We start from the raw sequence: 26,824 nt of genomic DNA, 5'->3' as shown, positions 1-26,824 counted from the left end.
GGATTCGGTCAGGCTGTTGGCAATATGGACTACATCGAATGTAGGACTGGGTTCTTCTAACCCTCCACATGCCCCTCAACGCCTTGCAATGCTTTCACAGTGCCTCCATAGTGAGTCTGGACTGAGCCCGATGCTGTAGCGCCGGGCTTTTTGCATTATGCGACCGGACCATATGGAACCGGCTCCCTCAAAGACGGCCTAATATGCGTTATCAATTGCCCCCGCGTCGAATCAGCATGAAGCATCTGTTCCCCAGCACCGCCCTCGCTTTTTTCATTGGTCTCGGCTTCGCGTCGATGTCGACCAATACGTTCGCAGCCAATAGCTGGGACAACCTTCAGCCTGATCGCGATGAGGTGATTGCCAGCCTTAACGTCGTCGAGTTGCTCAAGCGCCATCACTACAGCAAGCCGCCGCTGGACGACGCTCGCTCAGTGATCATCTACGACAGCTACCTCAAGCTGCTGGACCCGTCGCGCAGCTACTTCCTGGCCAGCGATATCGCTGAGTTCGACAAGTGGAAGACCCAGTTCGACGACTTCCTCAAGAGCGGCGACCTGCAGCCCGGCTTCACCATCTACAAGCGTTACCTGGACCGCGTCAAAGCGCGTCTGGACTTCGCGTTGGGTGAGCTGAACAAAGGTATCGACAAGCTCGACTTCACACAGAAAGAAACCCTTCTGGTGGACCGCAAGGACGCTCCTTGGCTGACCAGTACCGCGGCGCTGGACGACCTGTGGCGCAAACGCGTCAAGGACGAAGTGCTGCGCTTGAAGATCGCCGGCAAAGAGCCCAAGGCCATTCAAGAACTGCTGACCAAGCGCTACAAGAACCAGCTGGCGCGCCTGGACCAGACCCGTGCCGAGGATATCTTCCAGGCCTACATCAACACCTTTGCGATGTCCTACGACCCGCACACCAATTATCTGTCGCCAGATAACGCGGAAAATTTCGATATCAATATGAGTCTGTCCCTGGAAGGCATCGGTGCCGTCCTGCAAAGCGACAATGACCAGGTGAAGATTGTACGTTTGGTGCCGGCAGGCCCGGCAGACAAAACCAAGCAAGTGGCACCGGCTGACAAGATCATCGGCGTGGCCCAGGCCGACAAAGAGATGGTCGATGTGGTCGGCTGGCGCCTGGACGAAGTGGTCAAGCTGATCCGTGGGCCTAAAGGCAGCGTGGTGCGCCTGGAAGTGATTCCGCATACCAATGCACCGAACGACCAGACCAGCAAGATCGTGTCCATCACCCGTGAAGCGGTGAAGCTCGAAGACCAGGCCGTGCAGAAGAAAGTCCTCAACCTCAAGCAGGATGGCAAGGACTACAAGCTGGGCGTGATTGAAATCCCGGCCTTCTACCTGGACTTCAAGGCGTTCCGTGCCGGTGATCCGGACTACAAGTCCACCACCCGCGACGTGAAGAAAATCCTGACAGAACTGCAGAAAGAGAAAGTCGACGGCGTGGTCATCGACCTGCGCAACAACGGCGGCGGCTCCCTGCAGGAAGCCACCGAGCTGACCAGCCTGTTTATCGACAAGGGCCCGACCGTGTTGGTACGCAACGCTGACGGCCGTGTCGACGTGCTGGAAGACGAGAACCCGGGGGCCTTCTACAAAGGGCCGATGGCGCTGCTGGTCAACCGCCTTTCGGCTTCGGCCTCGGAGATTTTCGCCGGCGCCATGCAGGACTACCACCGTGCATTGATCATCGGCGGCCAGACCTTCGGCAAAGGCACCGTGCAGACCATCCAGCCGCTGAACCATGGTGAGCTTAAACTGACGCTGGCCAAGTTCTACCGGGTTTCCGGGCAGAGCACCCAGCATCAGGGCGTACTGCCGGATATCGATTTCCCGTCGATCATCGACACCAAGGAAATCGGCGAAAGCGCCCTGCCTGAAGCCATGCCGTGGGACACCATCCGCCCTGCGATCAAGCCGGCGTCGGATCCGTTCAAGCCCTTCCTGGCTCAGTTGAAGGCTGACCATGACACCCGCTCCGCCAAGGACGCCGAGTTCGTGTTTATCCGCGACAAGCTGGCCTTGGCCAAGAAGCTGATGGAAGAGAAGACCGTCAGCCTCAACGAAGCGGATCGCCGTGCACAGCACTCCAGCATCGAGAATCAGCAACTGGTGCTGGAAAACACCCGCCGCAAGGCCAAGGGTGAAGACCCGCTCAAAGAGCTGAAGAAAGAAGATGAAGACGCGCTGCCAACCGAGGCGGATAAAACCAAGCCGGAAGACGACGCTTACTTGGCCGAGACTGGCCGGATCCTGCTGGATTATCTGAAAATCACCAAGCAGGTGGCCAAACAGTAAATGATGGCGATTTAATGTGATCGCTCCTCGGAGTGTCATCATATAGACATCATTCTGTCGTGAAATAAAAGGACCGCAGGTTTACGCCTGCGGTCCTTTTTTTTGATCGAGACCGCCATGACCATGACCGAACAGCTGAATGCATTGGGCTCAATCCTGGCTCAAGGCAGTTTGCACAGCCTGTTCCAACCGATCATCTGCCTGTCGGAGCGGCGCATCCTCGGTTATGAAGCCCTCAGTCGTGGCCCGTCCAACAGCCCGCTGCACTCCCCCGTGGCACTGTTCTCGGTGGCCAGCCACGCCGGGCGCCTGAGCGAATTGGACATGGCGTGTCGAGAGAGTGCATGCCGGCGCTTCAGCGAACAGAAACTGCCCGGCAAGCTGTTCCTCAATATCTCGCCGGAATCCTTGATGGAGAACGCGCATCAGCCAGGGCGCACCCTGCAACTGTTGCGCGACTTTGGTATTTCTCCCAGTCAGGTGGTGATCGAGCTCACCGAGCAAGCGCCCACCGATGATTTCGCCCTGCTTCAAACCGCCTTGCACCACTACCGCGACATGGGTTTTGCCATCGCACTGGATGACTTGGGCGCCGGTTATTCCAGCTTGCGGTTGTGGTCCGAACTGCGCCCGGACTACGTGAAGATCGACCGGCACTTTATCGACGGCATTCACCAGGACGCCCTCAAGCGTGAGTTTGTCGGCTCGATCCTGCAGATCGCCAGGGCGTCCCGCGCCCAAGTGATTGCCGAGGGCATCGAGTTGCCAGAAGAACTGGCGGTGTTAACCGAGATGGGCGTCGACCTGGTCCAGGGCTACCTGCTCTGCCGCCCTCAGGAAAAGCCGCCGCAGGAAGCGCGCCTGATGCTGCCCAAGCCGGATAACGCCACACTGGCCCTCAATGACGAAGGCAGTGACCTCAGCGCCCTGCTCAATGAGCAACCCGCCGTGGATCAAGACACCGCCACCGCCCAAGTGCTGGAATCGTTCCGCCGCCAGGCAAACCTCAACTCGCTGGCGGTATTGGACGGCCGCGGTCGCCCGGTCGGCATTGTGCACCGGCATTCGCTATCGGACGCGTTGCTCAAGCCGTTCGCGACCGATTTGTTCGCGCGCAAACCCATCAGCCGCTTGATGAGCGATGATTTTTTGGCGGTGGAGCTGAGCCAGTCCTTGCAACAGGTCAGCCGTTTACTCACCAGCCGCGCACGGCAACGCATCGAAGAGGATTTCATCATCACCCTGAACAGTGATTACCTGGGGCTGGGTCGGGTCATCGACGTGCTCAAGTTGATCACGGAGCTGAAAATCCAGCAGGCCCGCTACGCCAACCCGCTGACCTTGCTGCCTGGCAATGTGCCGATCCAGCAGTGCCTCACCCGGCTGCTGCAGCAACAGCGCGAGTCGGTGATCTGCTATGTGGATATCGACAGTTTCAAACCGTTCAACGATATCTACGGCTACGGGCGCGGGGATGAAGTGCTGCTGTGCCTGGCGCAGTGCCTCAATGACCGGGTAGACCCCAGCCGCGACTTTGTCGGGCACATTGGCGGCGATGACTTTCTGCTGGTGCTGGGCCCGCAGGACTGGCGCAAGCGGCTCAACCAACTGCTGGACGATTTCCACACCCAATGCCGGCGCTTCTACCGCGCCGAACACCTGGAGGCTGGGTGCTTCGTGGCGCTCAATCGCCAGGGCGCGCGCCAGGAATTTGCGTTGCTGTCGCTGTCCATTGGTGTAGTGCACTTGTATCCACAGGCCTGCGCACAACTCGATGCCAGCCAGTTGGCAGAGCTGGCCTCACAAGCCAAGCACCATGCCAAGGATGTTGCGGGCTACAGCATCCACGTGATCGACAGCATGGACACCTGCGCCCAGGCGCTTTAGGCCTCGGCAGACTCCGGGTACTCGTACTCGAACACCCGCACCACTTCGGATGCATGCCAGGACGCGGCGGCCACGCCATCGGAAGGCCCGCTGAACCGCCCCAGGCGCTCCACACATTCGAAAAAACCGGTGCGCGGCAGGCGGCTGGCCCCCTGGCTGATCACCAGGGAACTGCGCAGCGGTTGCTCCGCCTTGGCATCCAGCGCTGCCAGGTGCTCCAGGGCCGCCGCCAGGGTCTGCATCGCCGGCGTGGGAAATTGCAGACGCTCAAGCAGCGCACGGTACGTGAGCAAATGCCGCTGGCGCCGCGCCTGATCCAGTTCGTTGAGCAACCCATCCCAATGTTGACGGCTAATACGTAGGCTCAAGACTCATCCCTCCAACCTGCTACGCCCAATTCCCAAGCCAGGCTGCGGCGAATGGCGGCATCCGGCTGGCGTTCACCACTTTCAATCAAACCAAGGTACGAGGGGCTGATCCCCACTGTGCGTGCCAGGGTCTCGATAGCCAGCCCCTTGGCTTCACGCAGGCCGCGCAGGGCTGCGAGCGGGCGCAGGTCCTGATCGATGGCGATAGAGGCGGCAGAGGAAGAAGCGGGTGTAGGTTGCTGCTGACCGGCGGCTTTTAGCAGCGCCTGATACTGGTCCCATGGCAACACCGCATATTCGGGTGCGCCATCGCGTGAAATGATCTGAATATCCATGACTGCCCCGTAGGATAAAAACACTTACTAAGTAAGTTCTTTCCTTAGAAGTGTAATCCTAACAGCCACTAAGGTCGCCGGGGGATACCAGGCATCATTAGTTTTTTTGCGGGTTTTCCTGGGCCAGCAGTTCAGGCGTCGCTGGCAGGCGCTCAACCACTGCGAGTTTTTCCGGGCGTTGCGCATCGCGCCACACACGAAAGGCGCTCAGTTCGCCGCTCAGGGTCTTCATGACCCATGCCAGCACGGCGATGTCGTCGAGCATGCCGAACATGGGGAGAAAGTCCGGAATCGCATCAATCGGGCTGAGAAAGTACATCAGCCCTGCTACCACCGAAATCAGCGCCTTCGGGCTGATGGCACGGTATTCGCCACGCCAGTAAGCCAGGCAAAGGGCCTGAAGCAATTTGAGATCGTCCTTGAGCTGGCCGAGCCGGTTGCCTTGGCTTGAGCCTTTGGCTGCAACTGCAAACAACAAGGTTGGCAAGCGCCCGCGACCGAGCAAGCGTGCGGCCATAGGCAGGAAACGGGTGAAATTGAACGGTGGTTTCATAGGGCACTCCAGTTCCAGGCGATATAAAAGGTTATCCACACAAATTGTGGATAACCTTGTGAACAGAGCCTGTTTTATCGGCTGAAAGCCACGGACTACAAGGCCTACAGTCAGATCGGGCGTTTTTTGCGCACATAAAAAAAACCCAAGAATTCATTGACTTGGCATGTATGTGCGGCTACCCGTGCTCGAGTCTTATATCAGACTGTGTCCGGTTGCGGACGTTCGTTTGGATTTGCAGAGGCTTCAATGCAGGGGTTGCCTGGCTTGCGAAAGTCATAAGTATCTGTACGACTCCGGTACGAAGCTGCCCCCTGTGGCGAGGGAGCTTGCTCCCGCGGCGGCCTGCCAGCCGATGCCTATCTCCCAGACAACCCCGGGCTCCAAATGTGGGAGCTGGCTTGCCTGCGATGACGGCCTCACAGTCGACACAATTATACCGAGTACATATCCATTCCTGCGGTAACGGTCACTTAGGGTTCAGACAGCGGGTCACTTTTGGAAAAGAGCCCCAAAAGTAACCAAAAGGGCTCTTGCCCCACCACTCGGCACCTCGCCTAGGCTCGGTGCGCCCTCACTCCGGCTTGAATCCGTGGGTCGCCGTCATGGGCCATCCTTGGCCCAGGACGGCTAACCCGGCGTCCTGCCGGGTTACCCACGAATTCAAACCTGCGTTCGGCCAGCGTGGTTTAACGGGGCGCCTGAGATCAAGATCACAAGCAGATCAAGATCAAGAGCGGCTCGCTTCGCATCGTAGTTAGCGTTGGCTGCTACAGCCTGTAGTGTTGTGTAAAGACTTATGGCAATCGCAGGCAAGCCAGCTCCCACATTTGGAGTGCGGGACGTCAGGTAAGTAAGTGGCGGCTGGAAGGCCTTCATCACAGCGATGCGGCGACCCGACAAGCCAGCTCACACAGAAATTTTTTGCATCGTTTGATACAGTCCCGAAAACAACAACGCCCCGTCGAGACGGGGCGTTGTGTGTTCAGTCGCCGATTACTTCTTGGCGGCTGGTGCAGCAGGCGCGTCAGTCGCTTCTGCCTTGGCTGGGTCCTTGATGGCCAGCAGTTCCAGGTCGAATACCAGCACGGAGTTGGCCGGGATCGCCGGGCTCGGGCTCTGGGCGCCGTAGGCCAGGTCGGACGGGATGTACAGCTCGACCTTCTCGCCCACGTGCATCAGTTGCAGGCCTTCGACCCAACCCGGGATCACGCCGCTGACCGGCAGGTCGATCGGGCTACCGCGATCTACGGAGCTGTCAAAGGTGGTGCCGTTGGTGAGCTTGCCGGTGTAGTGAACAGTCACCACGTCGGTTGGCTTAGGCTGGGCGCCGTCGGCCTTCTTCACGATCTTGTACTGCAGGCCGGAAGCGGTGGTGACGACACCGTCTTTCTTGGCGTTGTCTTCGAGGAATTTCTTGCCAGCGGCTGCCGACTCTTCGCTCATTTTGGTCATGCGTTCTTCAGCACGCTTTTGCAGTGCGGCAAACGCTTCAACCAGCTCATCGTCCTTGAGCTTCTGCTCTTTCTTGCCGACGGCATCTTCGATGCCCTGGGCAACAGCTTTGGAGTCCAGGTCGTCCATGCCTTCTTGGGCAAGGCTCTTGCCCATGTTCAGGCCGATGCCGTAGGAAGCTTTTTGCGCCGGGGTTTTCAGCTCTACGCTGGTCTGCGAATCACAACCCGCAAGTACCAGGCTAACCAGGGCCACCGCCGCCGCCAACCGATGCTGTTTCATGCTATTTCCTTGTTCATGCGCCATAAGGGCATTCGAATAAAGTCGCGAGCTTATCAGGCGGCCACGACCAATGGCTACCGGCATGTGAGCAGGAAACTTCTGATAAGTTCACGTGTTTAAAAGCATTTCCATTTATCATGGGGCCCCGCGACGGATCGCGGGACCGCCTGATAGCGGGCTAATTGCTACTTGCCGCACCTGTGGCGCAGTGGCATAACAACGCGACAATTCGACAAGGATAGTTATCTTGCGCATTTTTTCCCGTGTTTTATTCCTGATACTGATCGCACTGGGCCTGATTCTGGCCGTGGTGCTCTACTACACCCTCAACCCCAAGCTGCCGGACTACGTGCCAGTAAAGCAGGTGCACTACCAGGAGCAATGGAGTGCCGACGACCGCCAGACCTACTACTTCACGCCCCAGGGTACCCAAGTAAAAGGCCTGCACTACGACTGGTTCACCGCCTTGGAACTGCCGTTTTCCGAGCAACGCTTTGCCGCGCCGGAGTACCTGGCGCGCTTTGGCTTCCTGGTCGACCCCAAGCAGGTACCCACCGCGCAAAACCCTGGCAACCTGCCGGTAGGTTTCGCCCGGCACCAGAACGCCGACAGCAAGGCTCAGTACCTGGATATCACCTGTGCGGCCTGCCACACCGGCGAATTGCACTTCAAGGGCCAGGCCCTGCGCATCGACGGTGGCTCGGCGCAACACGTACTGCCCTCCAGCGTTCCCACGTTGCGCGGCGGCAGTTTCGGCCAGGCTCTGGTCGCCAGCCTGGCCGCTACCTATTACAACCCGTGGAAGTTCGAGCGCTTTGCCCACAAGGTCCTGGGGGATCAGTACGACGCCCAGCGCGATCAACTGCGCAAGGACTTCAAGCAATCGCTGAACCAGTTCCTTAAAGTCGCCTGGAATGACACCCACCGCGGCCTTTATCCCACCGAAGAAGGCCCGGGCCGTACTGACGCCTTTGGACGCATCGCCAACGCCAGTTTTGGCGACGCTATTTCCCCAGACAATTATCGCGTCGCCAATGCGCCGGTGGACTACCCGCAACTGTGGGATATCTGGACCTTCGACTGGGTGCAGTGGAATGGCTCGGCCCAGCAGCCCATGGCGCGCAATATCGGCGAAGCCCTTGGCGTAGGCGCGACCCTGGCGTTTTTCGACGCTGCCGGGCAACCGCTCAAGGGCGAGGCCCGCTACCCGTCCAGCGTACGGGTGCGCGACCTGCACCTGATCGAAGAAACCCTGCAACGCCTCAAGCCGCCGACCTGGCCGCAAGACTTGTTCGGTGCCATCGACAAACCCCTCGCCGCCCAGGGCCGCGCACTCTTTGCCGAGAACTGCGCCGGCTGCCACCTACCCACCGTCACCCAAGAAAACGGCCGCCCGGTGCAGCAGTTGAAAATGCTGCCGGTGGACTACATCGGCACCGACCCCGGCACGGCCAACAACATTGCCGATCAACGCTATGACCTCAGCGCGCTGCAATGGGACCCGGCCGAACTGGCCCGGCTCAATGTCGAACTGCACCCCACCCCCACCGCGCCGCTGGACCTGAAGAAAATGTCGGTGGCCCAAGGCCTGGCCTATGTCACGGCCTTCGTCGAAGAGCATGCCTACCGTGCGGCCGGCGTTACCACGGCCGAGCGCCCAGGCCTGGACGGGTTCGGCCTGCCCATCGGCGTGCGCGAGTTGCGTGCCTATAAGGCGCGGCCACTGGCAGGCGTATGGGCCACCCCACCGTTCCTGCACAATGGTTCGGTGCCGACGATCTACCAACTGCTCTCGCCCCAGGACGAACGCAGCACCACCTTCTATAAAGGCACCTTCAACTACGACCCGCGTCACCTGGGGTTTGAGACCATCGCCTTCAAGAATGCCTTCGTGTTCGATACCCGAATCACCGGCAACCACAACAGCGGCCACGAATTCCGTGCCGGCGAACGTGGCAATGGCGTGATCGGCCGCGGCTTGCTGCCGCAGGAACGCTGGGCGCTGCTCGAATACCTCAAGGTGCTGGGCGGCCCGCTGGAGCAACAACTGCCATGATTATCCGATCGCAAAACAAGGACCGCTCCATGCTTGCTCGTCTCTGGCTGCGCCTTGGCGCCTTTGTTGGCAAAACCCTGTTGTGGCTGCTGGGCCTGGGCCTGCTGGGGTGGGTGCTGACCACGGCCTGGTTTGCCTGGCAGCACAGGGGCCCGGTGTCGGTGAAGGAACAGATCCCGCCGGGTGAAGCGGCGATGACCCAAGGCATCATCCAGACCGCCGTGCGCATCGTTGACCAGCATCGCGAAGGCACTCGCTACCTGCGCGATGCCCATGCCAAGGCCCATGGGTGCGTGAAAGCCGAGGTCAGCGTTCTGGCGGATCTCGACCCGGCCTTGCGCCAGGGTGTTTTCGCCGAGCCGGGCAAGACCTGGCAGGCGACGATGCGCCTGTCCAACGGCAATGCCTATCCGCAATTCGACAGCATCCGCGATGCCCGCGGCATGGCGATCAAGCTGCTGGACGTGCCGGGCAAGCAACTGATGGCCGACCAGCAAGCGCGCACCGAGCAGGATTTCGTGATGTTCAGCCACCCGAACTTCTTTGTCAGCGATGTCGCGGAATACGCGCAGAACATCGGTGCGCAAGCGGATGGCAAGAAGGTCCTGGCGTTCTTTCCCAAGCTCGACCCGCGCAGCTGGCAAGTGCGTCACCTGTTTATCGCCCTGGCAACCCTGGCGCCCGCACCGGCCAGCCCGACGCAGACGACTTACTTTTCAGTGTCGCCTTATAAGTTTGGCGCGGCCAACGCCAAGTTTCGCGTCGCGCCCGACCCGCAAAGTTGCCCGGATTATGTGCTGCCCAAACAGAACCAGGACCTGCCCAACTTCTTGCGCAGCGCCCTCAACCAGCAACTGTCCACCGACCGCGTAGACGCGTGTTTTGTGCTGCAGATCCAGCGGCAAAACCCGCAGGCGTTCATGCCCATCGAAGACACCAGCATCGAATGGAAGGAAAGCGACGCGCCGTATGAAACCGTGGCCAAGGTCAGGATTCCCGCCCAGGACTTCGACACGCCGGCGCAGAACCTGGCGTGCGATAACCAGTCGTTCAACCCCTGGTTCGGGCTGGAAGCCCACCGCCCCATCGGCGGCATCAACCGGCTGCGCAAAGCGGTGTACGAAGCCGTCAGCGATTACCGCCACAGCCGCAACGCACCGTAAGGTGCGTTAAATCGCAGGCGAAAAAAAACCCGCTCAATGAGCGGGTTTCTTGTGGCTACCTGGCGTTCAGTGTTCCAGGTGACCGAATATGGCGCAGCGGACGGGACTCGAACCCGCGACCCCCGGCGTGACAGGCCGGTATTCTAACCGACTGAACTACCGCTGCGCGTAACACTTGAAGCGAATGGTGGGTGATGACGGGATCGAACCGCCGACCCTCTGCTTGTAAGGCAGATGCTCTCCCAGCTGAGCTAATCACCCTTCGTTTCGGTGTGGGCGCATCATACACCAAAAAACCGTAATGTCTTGATTTAAATGCAATTTATTTAAAAAAAGTTTAGTACACGATTTTTTGCCATATTTCGGACAGAAAAAAACCCGCTCAATGAGCGGGTTTTCTTTGGCTACCTGGCGTTCAGTGTTCCAGGTGACCGAATATGGCGCAGCGGACGGGACTCGAACCCGCGACCCCCGGCGTGACAGGCCGGTATTCTAACCGACTGAACTACCGCTGCGCGTAACACTTGAAGCGAATGGTGGGTGATGACGGGATCGAACCGCCGACCCTCTGCTTGTAAGGCAGATGCTCTCCCAGCTGAGCTAATCACCCTTCGTTTCGGTGTGGCGCGCATTCTACGGAGCGACCCTAAGTCTGGCAAGCACTTTCTTAAATCTTTTTTTTCAGCCCTTCCAATGGCTTAGGCAGGGTTGGCCTGCGGCGTGATCAAGAGAATAATGCCCCCCTTTGTATAGAGGAGAGACTCACCCCATGTGGTTCAAGAACCTGCTTATCTATCGCCTGACCCAAGATCTGCCTGTTGATGCCGAGGCGTTGGAAGCGGCCATGGCCACCAAACTGGCGCGCCCTTGTGCAAGCCAGGAGTTGACCACTTACGGTTTCGTCGCGCCTTTCGGTAAAGGTGAAGATGCTCCCCTGGTTCACGTCAGCGGCGATTTCCTGCTGATCGCCGCCCGCAAGGAAGAACGCATCCTGCCGGGTAGCGTGGTGCGTGATGCACTTAAAGAGAAAGTCGAAGAGATCGAAGCCGAGCAGATGCGCAAGGTCTATAAGAAGGAGCGCGACCAGATCAAGGATGAAATCATCCAGGCCTTCCTGCCGCGCGCCTTTATCCGTCGCTCGTCGACCTTCGCTGCGATCGCGCCGAAACAGGGCCTGATCCTGGTCAACTCGGCCAGCCCCAAGCGCGCCGAAGACCTGTTGTCGACCCTGCGCGAAGTGATCGGCACCCTGCCGGTCCGCCCGCTGACGGTAAAAACCGCCCCGACTGCAATCATGACCGACTGGGTCACCACTCAGAAACCGGCCGATGACTTCTTCGTCCTCGACGAATGCGAACTGCGCGACACCCACGAAGACGGCGGCATCGTGCGCTGCAAGCGCCAGGACCTGACCGGCGAAGAGATCCAACTGCACCTGACCACCGGCAAGGTCGTGACCCAACTGTCCCTGGCGTGGCAGGACAAGTTGTCCTTCATGCTCGACGACAAGATGACCGTCAAGCGCCTGAAGTTCGAAGACCTGCTGCAAGACCAGGCGGAACAGGACGGCGGTGATGAAGCCCTGGGCCAACTGGATGCCAGCTTTACCTTGATGATGCTGACCTTCGGCGATTTCCTGCCGGCGTTGGTTGAGGCACTGGGCGGCGAAGAGACACCACAGGGCATCTAAGCAACACCGATCCAATGTGGGCACCGTCAGTGTGGGAGCTGGCTTGCCTGCGATAACGGAGTGTCAGCCAGAACAGTGCCGACTGATACACCGCTATCGCAGGCAAGCCAGCTCCCACATTTGATTGCATCGACAACTCAGAAATCGAATAAAAAAGGACATCCCCATGCGCGCACTCGCCGCCTTGAGCCGCTTCGTCGGCAACACCTTTGCCTACTGGGTGTTGATCTTTGCCGTTGTCGCCTTTCTCCAACCCAGCTGGTTCATCGGCCTGAAAAGCGCCATCGTCCCACTGCTGGGCCTGGTGATGTTCGGCATGGGGTTGACCTTGAAACTGGAAGACTTCGCCGAAGTCGCTCGTCACCCGTGGCGCGTGGCCTTGGGCGTGGTCGCGCATTTCGTGATCATGCCGGGCGTGGCATGGTTGCTGTGCCAGGCGTTCCATTTACCGGCGGAAATTGCCGTCGGCGTGATCCTGGTCGGCTGTTGCCCAAGTGGCACGTCGTCCAACGTCATGACCTGGCTGGCCCGGGGTGACCTGGCGTTATCGGTGGCGATTGCCGCGGTCACCACCCTCCTCGCTCCGCTGCTCACACCAGCATTGATCTGGCTGCTGGCCTCGGCCTGGCTGCCGGTGTCGTTCATGGAGCTGTTCTGGTCGATCCTGCAAGTGGTGCTGCTGCCCATCGTACTGGGCGTGGTCGCGCAGCGCTTGCTCGGTGATCGGGTAAGGCATGCGGTGGACGTGCTGCCACTGGTGTCGGTGATCAGCATTGTGATCATCGTCGCGGCCGTGGTTGCCGCAAGCCAAGGCAAGATTGCCGAGTCGGGCCTGCTGATCATGGCGGTGGTGATGTTGCACAACAGCTTCGGTTACCTGCTGGGCTACTTCACCGGGCGCCTGTTCAAGTTGCCCTTGGCGCAACGCAAGTCGCTGGCGCTGGAAGTCGGTATGCAGAACTCCGGGCTGGGTGCCGCGCTGGCCAGTGCACACTTTTCGCCGTTGGCGGCGGTACCCAGCGCGTTGTTCAGCGTCTGGCACAATATTTCCGGCGCATTGCTTTCTACCTACTTCCGTCGCATGAGCGAGAAGGAAGACCGCCGCGCATCAGACGCCGCGTAACTTCAGCTCTCCAGAGAACTTCGCGGGGATGACCTCGCGACACACCAAGCGATTGCCCTACCTATAGCGAACGTGGCGCAAGCAAGTGCAGGGCCTTGCTTGCACCTATGCTTCAACACCTCTGAGCGCTGTATTAATGCCTTAGTCGAAGTATCTTTGACGTGGAGGCAAATTCAACTCCGCCAGCAGAGCGTTTTCGTTATACGGCCATGGGTTGTAGGTGGAGGCCGAAAAGTTACGACCCAGGAACCGAAAAGGCTGATGACTGGTAGGAAGTCCAACAGCCTGGCGTTCCAGGTTTCTCTCCCAGGCAAAATCCGGATCAGGATGGCCTACAAACGTATAGCCCGGTAGAAAGGTACCCTGACCGCCGTTGACCGCATGACTAAGCTCGTGAAAGAGAATCACGGCAGGGGGGCGCCCGTGTCCGGGAGTGATGAAACTTCGCTCATGAATCAGCACGGGATTAGTCGCAGGCGCCCCTCGGACACCGTTTGATATAAAGCCGTACGCGGGGTCATTTTCGAGACGATTGGCGTCTTGAGGCGAGGGAGGGCTATCTGGATCGCGATGATGGTAGGAGCTTCCATCCACTCCCTCTCGAAGGGTAATCGGCGCGGCAAGGGAATCGATTTCTGCCAGCATCCCCTGCCCGGTGGGTGAGCTGCGCAGAAACTCCAGGTTGTCTTCCATATTTTGGATGAAATCTTCGCTCCCCTCGATCTTGATGCTGCTACCGTTACTCGAAGCGTCTAAATGACGAACGTTTGCAGGTGAACGCACACCATTAAAATTATCCACCCCGCGTTGCCCATATACGATATCGGATGGGTTATAAGTCGTGACGGTGTCCTGCCCTCGTCCCGTGTATATAACATTGCGGTCACCACCATAAATGATGTCGTCACCGCCCCCGCCATGCAATATATTGCGCCCTCTGCCGCCATAAATTAAATCGTTACCCTGTCCTCCGTCCACGTAGCTGATTTTTGCATCCGGACCACCGCCCGCACGCAGCTCATCACTCCCCTTGCCACCATATATCACCGTATTGCCAGTACCGCCGGTGATGAAGTCATTGCCATCATTTCCCTCTGCATAGCTATCACCGCTGCCCAGGTTGATGATGTCAGAACCGTCTCCACCAAATACATTTGTCCGGCCTGCCCCGCCATAGAAGATATCGTTACCCGCGCCGAGATTGACAAAGGTTTGCTCACGCCCCCCATAGTCGAGACTGACGCCATCGCGCCCACCCGCGGTATCAATGTAAAGACGCTGTTGATCAGCAGAGTAATTTTGGAAAGGCAGGTGGTACGACTGTCCATTAACGTGCGCAACAAGCCCTCCATCTCTGCCTCTTTCAACATGGACTCTGTCGTCGCCATCACCGGTAGATAACAGAACATGCTCACTTTGCTTTGAAGGATCATCAGCGTCATTGGCGGAGCCGCGCTCAATGGTGACATTGCCATCTTCATAATGGTCCGTACTGATGCGAACAGGCTCTTGCCCGCCAAAATTTATTTGTCCTTGCTGACCACGGGCAGCAGCCTTGACTTCCTCTCGACTAGGACCATACCGGTAGTACGGTTCGTCCTGCGACGCAGCAGCTTGCCTCGCCTGCCGCTGAGACTCGTTATCGCCGCTGGTGTTTTCACCATAGGTAATCGGTCCCGCCCGGGCAGAACTGAACTCTACCGGGGGAGCATCATTTGCGTTGTTAAACATCAACTGCACATTCGCCGTGTTTGGAGCAGCGCGTGCTTCCTGCCTGGCAGGATCAGCCGCCTGGCGATGACTTTCGTTGTTATTTTCATTTTCGTAAGATCGTGAACCGGGTGATGCTGCAACAGAAGAAGTTTCCATTGTGTACCTCCAATTAACACTCGGACTTACGAATCTTTTGTGGTGTTACTGGTGGAGGCCGTTCCTTGCCATTGGGCGAAAACTTCCTGACTCCTGCGCTAAAACATAGAACTCAACCTGCGCACCGGCGATTTCTCCCAAACCCCTCAATTTAAAAGGGGCAGCCATTGACGTCGCATGAGCGAGCACAAAACAGCCGTGCGCTGGAAGCCGCGCCGTAAACTTGATCACCTGATTTAATTTCGGCACTCTAGCGAACTACGCGAGGACGACCTCGCGACGCTATCAAGCGCTTACCCGGGGACGACCCCACTTTGATAGAAGCGAGGTCATCATGTCCTGGATCATTCTGTTTTTTGCCGGGTTGTTTGAAGTGGGCTGGGCCGTGGGCCTGAAGTACACCGACGGGTTCAGCAAGCCGCTGCCCACCGCCCTGACGATTGCCGCCATGGCCGTCAGCCTTGGGTTGCTGGGGCTGGCCATGAAGGAGTTGCCGCTGGGCACCGCCTATGCCATCTGGACCGGCGTGGGCGCCGTGGGCACTGTAATTGCCGGGATTATCCTGTTTGGGGAGTCCATGGCGTTGTTTCGGTTGGCCAGTGTGGCGTTGATTATTTGTGGACTCATTGGGCTCAAGGTTTCCACTTAAGCCACTACCGCTATCGCAGGCAAGCCAGCTCCCACCTTTTGAATTGTGAATACAATCAAATGTGGGAGCTGGCTTGCCTGCGATGAGGCCCTGACAAACAACGACAAGCTACCTGACACTCCCGCGTAAACCACCCACCACAGCCTGCAACTGCACCGGCGTTGCCGCCTCCACAGCAATCGGCTCCCCAGCCACCAACACTACCCGCGACCAGATCCGATGGAAGAAGCCCTTGTTCGGATCGCGGCTGAAGAAACTCCCCCACAACCCCTGCAATGCCATCGGGATCACCGGCACCGGCGCCTCCTCCAGGATACGCGTTACCCCACCCCGGAACTCATTCATCTCGCCATCGGCTGTCAGCTTGCCTTCCGGGAAGATGCACACCAACTCGCCATCCTTGAGGTACTGGGCAATGCGCGCGAACGCCTGTTCGTAGATCTGGATGTCTTCATGGCGCCCGGCAATCGGAATCGCCCCGGCGGTGCGGAAGATAAAATTGAGCACCGGCAAGCGGTAGATCTTGTAGTACATGACAAAGCGAATCGGCCGACGTACTGCGCCGCCAATCAACAGCGCATCGACAAACGACACATGGTTGCACACCAGTAACGCCGCGCCTTCATCCGGAATGGCTTGCAGGTTGCGATGCTCCACGCGGTACATGGAATGGCTGAGCAGCCAGATCATGAAGCGCATGGTGAACTCGGGGACGATTTTGAAGATGTAAGTGTTAACCGCGATGTTGAGCAGCGACACCACCAGGAACAGCTCGGGAATCGACAGCTTGGCCACGCTCAACAGCAGGATCGAAACGATGGCCGAGACCACCATGAACAGTGCATTGAGAATGTTGTTGGCCGCAATCACCCGCGCCCGTTCGTTCTCGGCGGTGCGCGACTGGAGCAGCGCATACAGCGGCACGATGTAAAAGCCGCCGAACACACCCAGGCCGAGGATATCGAGCAGCACCCACCACGCCTGGCCGTAGCTGAGCACCGCGAGCCAATCGTTGGGTTGCACGTTCTGCGGGAAGCCGCCGGAGTGCCACCACAGCAGCAGGCCGAACACGGTCAGGCCAAACGAACCAAACGGCACCAGGCCGATTTCTACCTTACGCCCGGAGAGCTTTTCGCACAGCATCGAGCCCAGGGCGATGCCCACCGAGAACACCGTTAGGATCAAGGTCACCACGGTTTCGTCGCCGTACAACCACTCCTTGGCGTACGCCGGGATTTGCGTGAGATAGATCGCACCGACAAACCAGAACCACGAGTTGCCGACAATGGAGCGCGACACTGCCGGCGTCTGCCCCAGGCCCATGCGCAACGTCGCCCACGACTGAGTGAAGATATTCCAGTCCAGGCGCAGTTGCGGTGTCGAAGCCGCTGCGCGCGGGATGCTGCGGCTGGCCAGGTAGCCCAGCACCGCCACGGCCACAATCGCCACCGCCACCACCGGCGCGTAATGGGTGGAAGACATCATGATCCCGGCACCGATAGTGCCGGCGAGAATCGCCAGGAACGTGCCCATCTCCACCAGGCCGTTACCGCCGACCAACTCATCGTCGTGCAAGGCCTGGGGCATGATCGAGTACTTCACCGGGCCGAACAGCGCCGAGTGCGTGCCCATGGCAAACAGCGCCAACAGCATCAATTCAAGATGATTGGTCAGGAAGCCCGCCGCGCCGACGGCCATGATCACGATCTCGCCGATCTTGATCGCACGAATCAATGCGTCCTTGTTGAATTTCTCGCCAAACTGCCCGGCCAACGCCGAGAACAGGAAGAACGGCAGGATAAACAACAAGGCACACAGGTTGACCCAGATGGAGCGGTCGCCCTCGATGGTGAGCTTGTAAAGGATGGCCAGGATCAGCGACTGCTTGAAGATGTTGTCGTTGAACGCGCCCAGCAACTGGGTAATGAAAAACGGCAAGAAGCGCCGCGTGCGCAGCAAGGTGAATTGGGAAGGATGGCTCATCGTCGTCCGTGTTCCTGCGTGGCCTTTATTTATCAGGCCACGACTTTACCTAATCCTGCTTACTTATTCGCTAGCCCGGCAATACAAGGCGAAACAAAAAGCTCGCCTTTATAAGCGCCCTGCACGGTGCGCTTGGCCACGATCAACCACATCAGCGCCAGCGCAACCACCAGCACACTGCCAAACACACTGAAAAACGCCAACTGCAACAGGCTCGCCAATTTAAGCGTGGCCAAGGCGTAAACCCCCAATGGGAAGGTGAAACCCCACCAGCCCAGGTTGAACGGGATACCGGCGCGCAGGTAACGCAGGGTGATCAACACCGCAATCAACATCCACCACAAGCCGAAGCCCCACAGGGTGATGCCCGCAATCAGGCCCAGGCCATGGGCCATTTCACCGACACTGGCCAGGCCATTGGCGGCGAAGATCCCAGGGGCATCCGTACCGAGCAGCAACATGCCCAGGGCACCGGTACCGATCGGGCCCAGCGCCAACCAGCTCGACGCTGCCATGTTGGCGTGAGGCAACTTATGCAAGGCCATGCGCAGCATCAGGATGGTCAGGATGCTGAACGCTACCGGCAGGGAAAACGCCCACAGCACGTAGCTGGTCACCAACATCACTAACTGCGAATGGGCATCGGCCAAGTGCGGCGCGAGCAAGCCGCCGCTGGCCGCTGCCACTTCGGCAGCCACCACGGGCAACAGCCAGACGGCGGTCATCTGGTCGATGCTGTGCTCTTGGCGGGTGAACATCATGAACGGGATCAGTACGCCGCAGGCCAGGGACATGGCGACGTCCAGCCACCACAAGGCTTGGGCCAACGGGATCACATCACCGCCCCAGCGCGGCAGGCCGAACAGCAGCAAGCCATTAAGAATGGTCGCCAGCCCCATGGGGATGGTGCCGAAAAACATCGAGACGGTGGAGTGCCCGAAGATGCGTCGCGCCTCGTGGAAAAACATCACCCAGCGGGCGGCATACAGCACGCTGAACAGCACAAACAGGCCAATGGTGAACAGCCACAGGCCTTCGGCGACAGCGTGCAAGCCGGGCAGGTTGACTGGCAGTTGGGCCAAGGCCAGCGCCAGCACACCGGTGCCCATGGTCGCGGCAAACCAGTTCGGGGTGAACTGGCGAATCACTTCCCGGGGACGGGCCAGGTGACTGAAGGGTTTGTAGCGGTGAGTGGTCGAGCAGGTCATGGGTTAATCCTCTTCCTCATATGAGGTTGAGGCCATGATAGAACCTGATCGAATATCTATATAACGGGTAATATCTCTAACTGTTATCTGTTTTATCTATATTAACCACGATCATGCCCTCGCCCTAGCCTGCGCCGAGTCCCGCCACAACAACCCACCAAGGGCCCCCAGAGACAGCAAGATAAGCACCGCACCGTAGCCGTCCGTGGTCGCGATCAGGCCAAACACACGGCTCAGGTTACCCGCCAACAGCGCCGGCACGCAGAACGCCAGGTAGCTCAATACATAGAACGCCGACATCAGGCCCGCCCGCTCATGGGGCAACGCCAGGCCCACGATACTGCGCACACTGCCCATGAAACCGCCGCCGAAACCCAGGCCTGCGATCACGCTGGCGACAAAGAACAGCCACAGGCTGGCGGTGCTTACGGCAACCAGCAGCAACCCCACGCCCACGGCCAGCAGTGCAGCCGACAGGCGCATGACCCTGTCAGCCGCGTGGTTGCGCAGACTGTAGATCATCACCGCGCCGCTCAAGGTCACCACCGCCACCAGCCCGCCGCCGATCAAGTGCGAGGTCGACCCGGTGGCGACACGTACCAACGACGGCGCCAACGAGGAAAAGAACCCACCCAGCGCCCACACGGCCACATTCAATGGCATCGCCAGCCACAAGGCGCGGCGCGCCTGCGGTGGCACATGCAGAGTTGGCGCCAGGGACTTCAAGGCGCCTGGTATGCGGCTGACCGTTTCAGGCAGGCGCCAGACATAAAGAGCCTGCAACACCATCAAGCCCAGCAGGGTGTAATAGATCAATTGGGTTGGCCACGGCGCGAACTCCACCAGCAGCCCGCTGCCCAGGCCACCACTGGCCATGCCGAGCATCGGTGCGAGGCTGTTGAGCATCGGGCCGCGGACACGGTCGGTATCGAGCAGCGTCGCACTCAATACCGCTGTGGCAGTGCCAGTCGCGAAGCCCTGCAACGCGCGGGCGGCCAGCAGGCAGGCGGTGCTGTCAGCAACGATAAACAGCAGCATCGCCACACTATTGAGCAGCAGCGCGGCGAAGATCACCGGCTTGCGCCCCAGGTAATCCGAGAGCGACCCCACCGTCAGCAGCGCCGCCAGCAGGCTCACGGCATAGACACCAAAGATGGCCGTGAGCATGGCCGCCGAAAAATGCAGGTGGTCTTGATACACTTGGTACAACGGCGTCGGCGCGCTGGAGGCGGCGAGAAAGGTCAGCACCGTGATCACCAGAAACGCCAGGCTGGACCGCTGAGAGATGACACTGGACATGGGCACGCTCCGCTAAAGCTAATATTTTGCTTTTGTGCAGTGTGCTATTCGCTGGCGCTTAAAGCAAATTCTTTGTGTTAAGGTCTTGCCCATGGCGATCAAAGAAGGCCTCCGCCCGGGGGGCCGTAGTGCCCGGGTACAAGAATCCGTCCACAGAGCGGTGCGCGAATTGCTGGAAGCCCATGAGCGTTCCAGCGTCACCGTGCCGATGATTGCGGCATGTGCTGGCGTCACGCCGTCGACCATTTACCGGCGCTGGGGCGATCTGTCAGTACTGCTCGCCGACGTCGCCCTGGCCCGAATGCGCCCCGATACCGAACCGGCCAACACCGGTAGCCTGCGTGGCGACCTGCAAGCCTGGGCCGAGCAATACCTGGATGAGATGAGTTCGGACGTAGGCCGCAATATGATGCGCGACGTGCAAAGCAGCCCTACGCCAGGGTATTGCGTGAGCATCCTGAGTGGGCAGTTGCAGGTGATTGTTGATCGCTATCCGCAGGAACAGCCGCCGAGCGTTGACCATCTGATCAACCTGCTCGCCGCACCGACGGTATTTCGTATTCTGTTTTCGGCCCAACCGTTGGCGGTAGAAGAACTGCATGCCCTGATCGAGCTGGCACTGAAGGCTTAAAGCCCTGCACATAGCAAATGTGGGAGCGGGCTTGCTCGCGAAGGCGTCGTGTCAGTCAATGCATCAGCAACTGATCTACCGCATTCGCGAGCAAGCCCGCTCCCACATTTTGTACCGCGTGCCGTCAGCGGCTAGGTACGCATCCCACGCCCACTCACCAGCAACCGCGCGCAGCCGATATACAAGACGATGGTGGCGACGATCATGAAAGTGATCGCCACACTGATCTTGATATCCGACACGCCCAGAATGCCGTAGCGGAAGGCATTGACCATGTGCAGCACCGGGTTGGCCAGGGACACCGTCTGCCAGAACGGCGGCAGCAAGGTGATGGAGTAAAATACCCCGCCCAGGTAGGTCAGCGGCGTGAGCACGAAGGTCGGAATGATGGAAATATCATCGAAGTTGCGTGCGAACACGGCGTTGATAAAGCCCAGCAGCGAGAAGATCGTCGCCGTCAGCACGACCACTAGAATAGTGACCCCAAGGTGATGCACCTGCAGGTGGGTAAAGAACAGCGACAGCAGCGTCACGATCACTCCCACCATCAGGCCACGCAACACGCCGCCCAAGGTGTAGCCGATGAGGATGGTGTGCGGTGACACCGGCGAGACCATCAGCTCTTCGATGGAGCGCTGGAACTTGCTGCCAAAGAAACTCGACACCACGTTGCCGTAGGAGTTGGTGATCACCGACATCATGATCAGTCCCGGCACAATGTATTCCATGTAGGTGAAGCCACCCATGTCGCCGATCTGCCGGCCGATCAGGTTACCGAAGATCACAAAGTACAGGACCATGGTGATCGCCGGTGGCAGCAGGGTCTGCGGCCAGATCCGGGTAAAGCGCTTCACTTCGCGATAGACAATGGTTTGCAGCGCGACAAGGTTGGGTTGCAGTTCGGAACTCATACCGCCACCTTCGCCAGATTTTTCTCCACCAGGGACACGAACAACTCCTCAAGGCGATTGGTTTTATTACGCAGGCTCAACACTTCGATGTTCTGAGTCGCCAACTGGGTGAACAGCGCGGTGATGCCCATGGCTTTATCCACCTGCACCTCCAGGGTGTGGCTGTCCACCAGCCGGCTTGGGTAGCCGAGCAACTGCGGCGCCACCGACAGGTTGTTCTTCAGGTCGAGCAGGAAAGTTTCCACATGCAACTGGCCCAGCAGGTTGCGCATGCTGGTGTTCTCGACAATGGTGCCGTGGTCGATGATGCCGATGTTGCGGCACAACTGCTCAGCCTCTTCCAGGTAGTGGGTGGTGAGGATGATGGTGATGCCCTTCTCGTTCAGTTCGGTGAGGAAGGTCCACATCGAGCGGCGCAGCTCGATGTCCACGCCGGCGGTAGGTTCGTCGAGGATCAACAGGCGCGGCTCATGCACCAGGGCGCGGGCGATCATCAGGCGTCGCTTCATGCCACCGGACAGCGAGCGCGAAGGCACGTCACGCTTGTCCCACAGGCCCAGTTGGGTGAGGTACTGCTCGGCGCGTTCCTTGGCGACTTTCGCCGGAATGCCGTAGTAGCCAGCCTGGGTCACGACAATGTCGAAGGTCTTTTCGAACTGGTTGAAATTGAATTCCTGGGGCACCACACCAATGGAGCGCTTGAGCGCCGCCGGGGATTTGTCCAGGTCATGCCCGAAGATATTCACCGTGCCGCTGGTCTTGTTGACCAGGGTGGAGAGAATGCCAATGGTGGTGGATTTGCCGGCACCGTTGGGGCCGAGCAAGGCGAAGAAGTCACCTTCGGCAACGTCCAGATCGATACCACTCAGGGCCTGGAAACCGTTGCCGTAGGTTTTGGTTAGCTGCCGGATGGACAGAGCGGAACTCATATGGAAATACGCACCAAAGAAGGGAATAGAAAGAATAGATGAAGGCACACCGCAGGTAGTTCAACCTGCGATGCAGTGCGAGCATGGTGCGTGCCCATGCCGCACAAGTACAGTCACCCGTATTAATAGTGTGTATTAAGTCAACGCGGTCATCACCGCCTTGCGGTAGGCCGGGCGCTGCTGCAGGCGCTGGTACCAGGCCTCCAGATGGCGCATGGCAGGGCGTTCGATGGGCATTTCGAACCAGGCGTAGATGAAGCAGCCCAAGGGGATATCGCCCATGCCGAACGCCTGGCCGGACAGGTAGGGTTGCTCGGCGAGAGCTTGGTCCACGGTTTTGAGCGCATCGATACAGGCTTGGCGCCCGGCATTGATGCTGTCCCAGTTTTGCTGGTCAGCCGGGGTGCGCACGATGCCCCAGAACACCGCCTTGAACGGATCGGCGAGCGTGGAAGTGGTCCAGTCCATCCACTTTTCGGCGTTGGCCCGGGCTTGCAAGTCGCTGGGGTAAAAGTCCGATGCCTGCTTGGCGCACAGGTAACGCACGATGGTGTTGGACTCCCACAGCACAAAGTCGCCATCTTCGATCACCGGTACCCGGCCATTGGGGTTCATGGCCCGGTATTGCGGGGTATCAACCACACCAAAAGCCCCGCCCGCATCAATTGCTTCATAGTCCAGGCCGAGTTCCTCGGCGCACCACAGTGCTTTCCTGACGTTTGATGAATTTTTACGACCCCAGATCTTCAGCATGACCGCGCCTTATCGTTGATGAACATGGCTTGATGAACGCAGCAGCATACGCCGGTTCAGCCGCGGCTTAAATCGCCCTGCATATCGCCGAGCAAGGTCGGCGCATCATCGCCAAACAGGTGCGGGTAGCACTGGCGGATATGCCCGAAGAAAAATGCTTCGGGCACGTCAGCAAATTGCCCGTGGTCCACCACGTACTCCATAGAACGCTGGCCCTGGCGATTGAACGCGTGGAACACGCTGTCGTGCAGCCCATCGAATTCCAACGGCGGCACGTCGAACACCTCGCATAGTTGTTGGTTGAACGCCGGAGTGGCCTTGACCCAGCGGCCGTTCAGGTAAAGCTCGGTATAACCGTGCATGGCGAACACGTCACTTTTGAGCAGGGCGAGCAGCCGCGGTGTGGACAGGTGGTTGCGCACGTCCGCCAGGCCAATGCGTGCGGGAATGCCGCAGTGGCGCGCGCAAGCGGCGAGCAACGTGGCTTTGGGTACGCAGTAGCTTTCGCCGGCCGCCAGGGCGAAGCTGGCGCTCAAGGTGTCGGGGTCACGGCTGAAGGTATAGGGGTTGTAGCGAATTGCCTCACGCACCGCGTAGTAAAGACTGACTGCCTGGTCACTTAAATCCGGGCGGGTTCCGCGATGTTTCTCGGCGAACTCCACCACCACAGGGTGGTCACTATCGATGAAGCGGCTGGGACTCAAGTACGTATTCATGAGCTTGATCTCCGAGGGGAGCCTGGAGTTTAACCACCAGGCCTGCCAGAGAGATAACGACGATTCGGCCAAATGCCGGCGCCGGCTGATGGCTTGCCCAGTACACCTTGTTACACCCTGATCACCCGGCTTGTTCGGATGCCGACTAAGCTCCCTGGTGGTTTCGCCCCTGGTTCACGGAGGATTGAATATGCTGTTGTTGTGGATACTGGTGCTGGTGGTCGGCATTGCCTACCTGGCACACCGCCGTACTGCCCCCCTGCCCGCCCTGGGCGTGGTCGCCGTCTACCTGCTGGCGATGGGCGCCTGGAGCCACGCACCGGGTTGGCTGCTGCTGATCTTCTGGGTCCTCCTGGCCGTGGTGGCCGCGCCTTTGTTGCTGCCTGACCTGCGCCGCCAATACTTCACCAAGCCGCTGTTCAGCTGGTTCCAGAAAGTGCTGCCGCCGATGTCCGAGACCGAGCGCGATGCGATTGATGCCGGTACCGTGTGGTGGGACGGCGAGCTGTTCAGTGGCCGCCCCGACTGGGACAAATTGCTAGCCTACCCCAAGGCGCAATTGACCGAGGAAGAGCAGGCGTTCATCGACGGCCCCACCGAAGAACTCTGCGCCATGGTCAGCGACTGGGAAATCGGCCAGGCCATGGACCTGCCGCCGCAAGCCTGGGAACACATCAAGACCCATGGCTTCTTCGCCCTGATCATTCCCAAGGAGTACGGTGGCAAGGGCTTTTCCGCCTATGCCCACTCCCAGGTTGCCATGAAGCTCGCGACCCGCAGCGGTGACCTGGCCTCCACCGTGATGGTCCCCAACTCCCTCGGCCCGGCCGAACTGCTGCTGCACTACGGCACCGACGAACAACGCAACCACTACCTGCCGCGCCTGGCCCGTGGCGACGACATCCCGTGCTTCGCCCTCACCGGCCCGCTGGCCGGCTCCGATGCGGGCGCCATGCCCGACACCGGCGTGATCTGCAAAGGCGAATGGGAAGGCAAGGAAACCCTCGGCCTGCGCCTGAACTGGGAGAAGCGCTACATCACCCTCGGCCCGGTCGCGACCTTGCTCGGCTTGGCCTTCAAGGCTCATGACCCGGACCACCTGCTGGGTGAAGAAGAAGACCTGGGCATCAGCCTCGCATTGATTCCTACCGACACCCCTGGCGTGGAAATCGGCCGTCGTCACCTGCCGCTTGGCGCCGCCTTCATGAACGGCCCCAACTCCGGCAAGGATGTGTTCATCCCCCTGGAATACCTGATCGGTGGCCAGGAAATGCTCGGCAAGGGCTGGATGATGCTGATGAACTGCCTGTCGGTCGGCCGTTCGATCTCGCTGCCCGCCGTCGGCACCGGCGCCGCCAAGTTCACCAGCCTGGTGACCGGGCAATACGCCCAGGTGCGCGAACAGTTCAACGTGCCGCTGTCGGCCTTCGAAGGCATCCAGGAAGCCCTGGCACGCATTGGTGGCAACGCCTGGCTGATGGACAGCGCGCGCATGCTCACCGCCAACGCCGTGGACCTGGGCGAGAAGCCGTCGGTGCTGTCGGCGATCCTCAAGTACCACCTGACCGAGCGCGGCCGTGAGTGCATCAGCCACGCCATGGACGTGCACGGCGGCAAGGGCATCATCATGGGCCCCAACAACTACCTGGGCCGCAACTGGCAGGGCGCACCGATCTTCATCACCGTGGAAGGCGCAAATATCCTCTCGCGTAACCTGATGATCTTCGGCCAGGGCGCGATTCGCTGCCATCCCTTCGTACTCAAGGAAATGGCCCTGGCCGGCCGCGAAGACCATGACCAGGCGTTGAAGGAATTCGACGGCCTGCTGATGCAACACATCGGTTTTGCCGTAAGCAACGCCGCCAGCACCCTGGTGCTGAACCTGGGCTTCGGCCACTTAGAAAAAGCTCCCGGCAACCGGTTGAGCCAGGGCTACTTCCGTGCCCTGAACCGCCAGGCGGCTGCGTTTGCCCTGCTGGCCGACCTGAGCATGATGTTGCTGGGTGGCGAGCTCAAGCGCCGCGAACGCCTGTCCGCCCGCCTGGGTGATGTGCTCAGCCACATGTACCTGGCGTCGGCGGCGCTCAAGCGTTATCACGACCTGGACTCGCCGGACCATCTGGAGCCGCTGTTTGCCTGGGCCATGGAAGAAAGCCTGGGCGAATCGGAACGCGCATTGGATGAGCTGCTGAGCAACTTCCCGAACAAGGTGCTGGGCTGCCTGCTGCGGGTGATCGTGTTCCCATTCGGGCGTCGTCATACCGGGCCGTCCGACGCTCTGGATGCCGAAGTGGCAGCCGTAATCGGCCGCGCCAAGGGCGACCCGACCCTGGAAGAATTGCTGGCCGGCTGTTATCGCCCGCAATCAGCAGAAGATCCCGTGGGCGCCCTGCAACATGCCTACGACCTGCTCGGTGCCAGCCACCCCTTGCAGAAAAAACTCCACAGTGCGCTCAAAAGCGGCCAGGTCAAGCCGGCTGCCGGCGAGCATGCCATCGACGCGGCCCTGCAGGCCGGCGTGCTGCAACCGGCCGAGGCACAGACCTTGCGCGATGCCGAGGCTGCGCGACGCAAGGTGATCGACGTGGATGATTTCAGCAAGGAAGAGCTGATGCAGGCAGAAGGTAAAGTCCGCTGAGTCGAGCG

21 protein-coding genes and 4 tRNA genes are annotated in these 26,824 nt (G+C 59.5%); 9 read left to right on the top strand and 16 right to left on the bottom strand.

What is annotated here, in order from left to right:
• Positions 1–236: 236 nt before the first annotated feature.
• Positions 237–2,318, top strand: coding sequence for a carboxy terminal-processing peptidase (locus CER19_RS11395; protein ID WP_224796967.1), 2,082 nt, complete (start codon positions 237–239; stop codon positions 2,316–2,318).
• A gap of 117 nt (positions 2,319–2,435) precedes the next feature.
• On the top strand, positions 2,436–4,205 hold the full coding sequence (locus tag CER19_RS11390; RefSeq protein ID WP_116666492.1) for a bifunctional diguanylate cyclase/phosphodiesterase: 1,770 nt from the start codon (positions 2,436–2,438) through the stop codon (positions 4,203–4,205).
• On the opposite strand, the gene CER19_RS11385 is transcribed toward CER19_RS11390, so the two are convergent.
• The 4 genes from CER19_RS11385 to CER19_RS11360 form a co-directional block, all read right to left on the bottom strand.
• Positions 4,202–4,573 carry a hypothetical protein gene (locus CER19_RS11385; protein WP_005786715.1) on the bottom strand — a complete coding sequence of 124 codons (372 nt, stop codon included), beginning with the start codon at positions 4,571–4,573 and terminating at the stop codon, positions 4,202–4,204. The two genes, CER19_RS11390 and CER19_RS11385, sit on opposite strands and share 4 nt — an antisense overlap.
• Positions 4,570–4,908: a helix-turn-helix transcriptional regulator gene (locus tag CER19_RS11380; protein ID WP_116666491.1), complete on the bottom strand. Its 339-nt coding sequence runs from the start codon at positions 4,906–4,908 to the stop codon at positions 4,570–4,572. The genes CER19_RS11385 and CER19_RS11380 overlap by 4 nt, the downstream gene beginning before the upstream one ends.
• Before the next feature lie 97 nt (positions 4,909–5,005).
• Positions 5,006–5,461 (bottom strand): YkvA family protein, encoded by a 456-nt coding sequence (locus CER19_RS11375; RefSeq protein ID WP_116666490.1) that lies wholly within the window; start codon positions 5,459–5,461, stop codon positions 5,006–5,008.
• Between the two features lie 996 nt (positions 5,462–6,457).
• On the bottom strand, positions 6,458–7,198 hold the full coding sequence (locus CER19_RS11360) for an FKBP-type peptidyl-prolyl cis-trans isomerase (RefSeq protein WP_116666488.1): 741 nt from the start codon (positions 7,196–7,198) through the stop codon (positions 6,458–6,460).
• A 247-nt stretch (positions 7,199–7,445) separates the two neighbouring features.
• On the opposite strand from CER19_RS11360, the gene CER19_RS11355 reads away from it, so the two are divergent.
• The gene (locus tag CER19_RS11355) at positions 7,446–9,254 is read left to right on the top strand and encodes a di-heme-cytochrome C peroxidase (RefSeq protein WP_116666487.1); all 1,809 of its coding nucleotides are present in this window, start codon (positions 7,446–7,448) and stop codon (positions 9,252–9,254) included.
• A gap of 29 nt (positions 9,255–9,283) precedes the next feature.
• Positions 9,284–10,417: a catalase family protein gene (locus CER19_RS11350; protein WP_116666508.1), complete on the top strand. Its 1,134-nt coding sequence runs from the start codon at positions 9,284–9,286 to the stop codon at positions 10,415–10,417.
• Positions 10,418–10,506: 89 nt separating this feature from the next.
• Here CER19_RS11350 and CER19_RS11345 read toward each other — a convergent pair.
• The 4 genes from CER19_RS11345 to CER19_RS11330 all read right to left on the bottom strand — a co-directional run bounded on the left by CER19_RS11345 (position 10,507) and on the right by CER19_RS11330 (position 11,027).
• A tRNA-Asp gene (locus CER19_RS11345) sits at positions 10,507–10,583 on the bottom strand.
• A gap of 19 nt (positions 10,584–10,602) precedes the next feature.
• Positions 10,603–10,678 (bottom strand) — tRNA-Val (locus tag CER19_RS11340).
• Between the two features lie 177 nt (positions 10,679–10,855).
• Positions 10,856–10,932 (bottom strand) — tRNA-Asp (locus tag CER19_RS11335).
• A 19-nt stretch (positions 10,933–10,951) separates the two neighbouring features.
• Positions 10,952–11,027: transfer RNA gene (locus tag CER19_RS11330), tRNA-Val, on the bottom strand.
• Positions 11,028–11,186: 159 nt separating this feature from the next.
• On the opposite strand from CER19_RS11330, the gene rdgC reads away from it, so the two are divergent.
• Positions 11,187–12,107 (top strand): recombination-associated protein RdgC, encoded by a 921-nt coding sequence (gene rdgC / locus CER19_RS11325; protein ID WP_005786703.1) that lies wholly within the window; start codon positions 11,187–11,189, stop codon positions 12,105–12,107.
• Between the two features lie 166 nt (positions 12,108–12,273).
• A complete protein-coding gene (locus CER19_RS11320) occupies positions 12,274–13,230 on the top strand; it encodes a bile acid:sodium symporter family protein (protein WP_116666486.1) in 957 nt (318 codons plus the stop codon).
• Positions 13,231–13,371: 141 nt separating this feature from the next.
• Here the strand turns inward: CER19_RS11320 and CER19_RS11315 are convergent, their stop codons facing one another.
• On the bottom strand, positions 13,372–15,099 hold the full coding sequence (locus CER19_RS11315) for a M91 family zinc metallopeptidase (protein WP_116666485.1): 1,728 nt from the start codon (positions 15,097–15,099) through the stop codon (positions 13,372–13,374).
• A gap of 334 nt (positions 15,100–15,433) precedes the next feature.
• On the opposite strand from CER19_RS11315, the gene sugE reads away from it, so the two are divergent.
• Positions 15,434–15,748, top strand: coding sequence for a quaternary ammonium compound efflux SMR transporter SugE (sugE, locus tag CER19_RS11310; protein WP_116666484.1), 315 nt, complete (start codon positions 15,434–15,436; stop codon positions 15,746–15,748).
• 108 nt (positions 15,749–15,856) lie between these two features.
• On the opposite strand, the gene CER19_RS11305 is transcribed toward sugE, so the two are convergent.
• The 3 genes from CER19_RS11305 to CER19_RS11295 all read right to left on the bottom strand — a co-directional run bounded on the left by CER19_RS11305 (position 15,857) and on the right by CER19_RS11295 (position 20,238).
• Positions 15,857–17,731 (bottom strand): MFS transporter, encoded by a 1,875-nt coding sequence (locus tag CER19_RS11305; protein WP_116666483.1) that lies wholly within the window; start codon positions 17,729–17,731, stop codon positions 15,857–15,859.
• A 59-nt stretch (positions 17,732–17,790) separates the two neighbouring features.
• The gene (locus CER19_RS11300; protein ID WP_116666482.1) at positions 17,791–18,939 is read right to left on the bottom strand and encodes a TDT family transporter; all 1,149 of its coding nucleotides are present in this window, start codon (positions 18,937–18,939) and stop codon (positions 17,791–17,793) included.
• A gap of 111 nt (positions 18,940–19,050) precedes the next feature.
• Entirely contained in the window at positions 19,051–20,238 is a 1,188-nt protein-coding gene (locus CER19_RS11295) for an MFS transporter (RefSeq protein ID WP_116666481.1), read from the bottom strand.
• Between the two features lie 91 nt (positions 20,239–20,329).
• On the opposite strand from CER19_RS11295, the gene CER19_RS11290 reads away from it, so the two are divergent.
• A complete protein-coding gene (locus tag CER19_RS11290) occupies positions 20,330–20,869 on the top strand; it encodes a TetR/AcrR family transcriptional regulator (RefSeq protein ID WP_116666480.1) in 540 nt (179 codons plus the stop codon).
• 131 nt (positions 20,870–21,000) lie between these two features.
• Here the strand turns inward: CER19_RS11290 and CER19_RS11285 are convergent, their stop codons facing one another.
• From CER19_RS11285 to CER19_RS11270, 4 genes are all read right to left on the bottom strand, one after another.
• Positions 21,001–21,780: an ABC transporter permease gene (locus tag CER19_RS11285; RefSeq protein WP_003190115.1), complete on the bottom strand. Its 780-nt coding sequence runs from the start codon at positions 21,778–21,780 to the stop codon at positions 21,001–21,003.
• Complete coding sequence (locus CER19_RS11280; protein ID WP_014717781.1) at positions 21,777–22,709, bottom strand: ABC transporter ATP-binding protein; 933 nt, start codon at positions 22,707–22,709, stop codon at positions 21,777–21,779. Before CER19_RS11280 ends, CER19_RS11285 begins: the two co-directional genes overlap by 4 nt.
• A 135-nt stretch (positions 22,710–22,844) precedes the next feature.
• The gene (locus tag CER19_RS11275; RefSeq protein ID WP_116666479.1) at positions 22,845–23,462 is read right to left on the bottom strand and encodes a glutathione S-transferase family protein; all 618 of its coding nucleotides are present in this window, start codon (positions 23,460–23,462) and stop codon (positions 22,845–22,847) included.
• A 56-nt stretch (positions 23,463–23,518) separates the two neighbouring features.
• On the bottom strand, positions 23,519–24,178 hold the full coding sequence (locus CER19_RS11270) for a transglutaminase family protein (protein WP_116666478.1): 660 nt from the start codon (positions 24,176–24,178) through the stop codon (positions 23,519–23,521).
• A 190-nt stretch (positions 24,179–24,368) separates the two neighbouring features.
• On the opposite strand from CER19_RS11270, the gene CER19_RS11265 reads away from it, so the two are divergent.
• Positions 24,369–26,816: an acyl-CoA dehydrogenase gene (locus CER19_RS11265; RefSeq protein ID WP_116666477.1), complete on the top strand. Its 2,448-nt coding sequence runs from the start codon at positions 24,369–24,371 to the stop codon at positions 26,814–26,816.
• Positions 26,817–26,824: the final 8 nt, after the last annotated feature.

It is taken from the genome of Pseudomonas sp. GL93 (assembly GCF_003408955.1).
GTDB lineage: Bacteria > Pseudomonadota > Gammaproteobacteria > Pseudomonadales > Pseudomonadaceae > Aquipseudomonas > Aquipseudomonas paracarnis.
The sequence above is the reverse complement of the archived record's forward strand: the minus strand, read 5'-3'. Positions and strand labels throughout refer to the sequence as shown.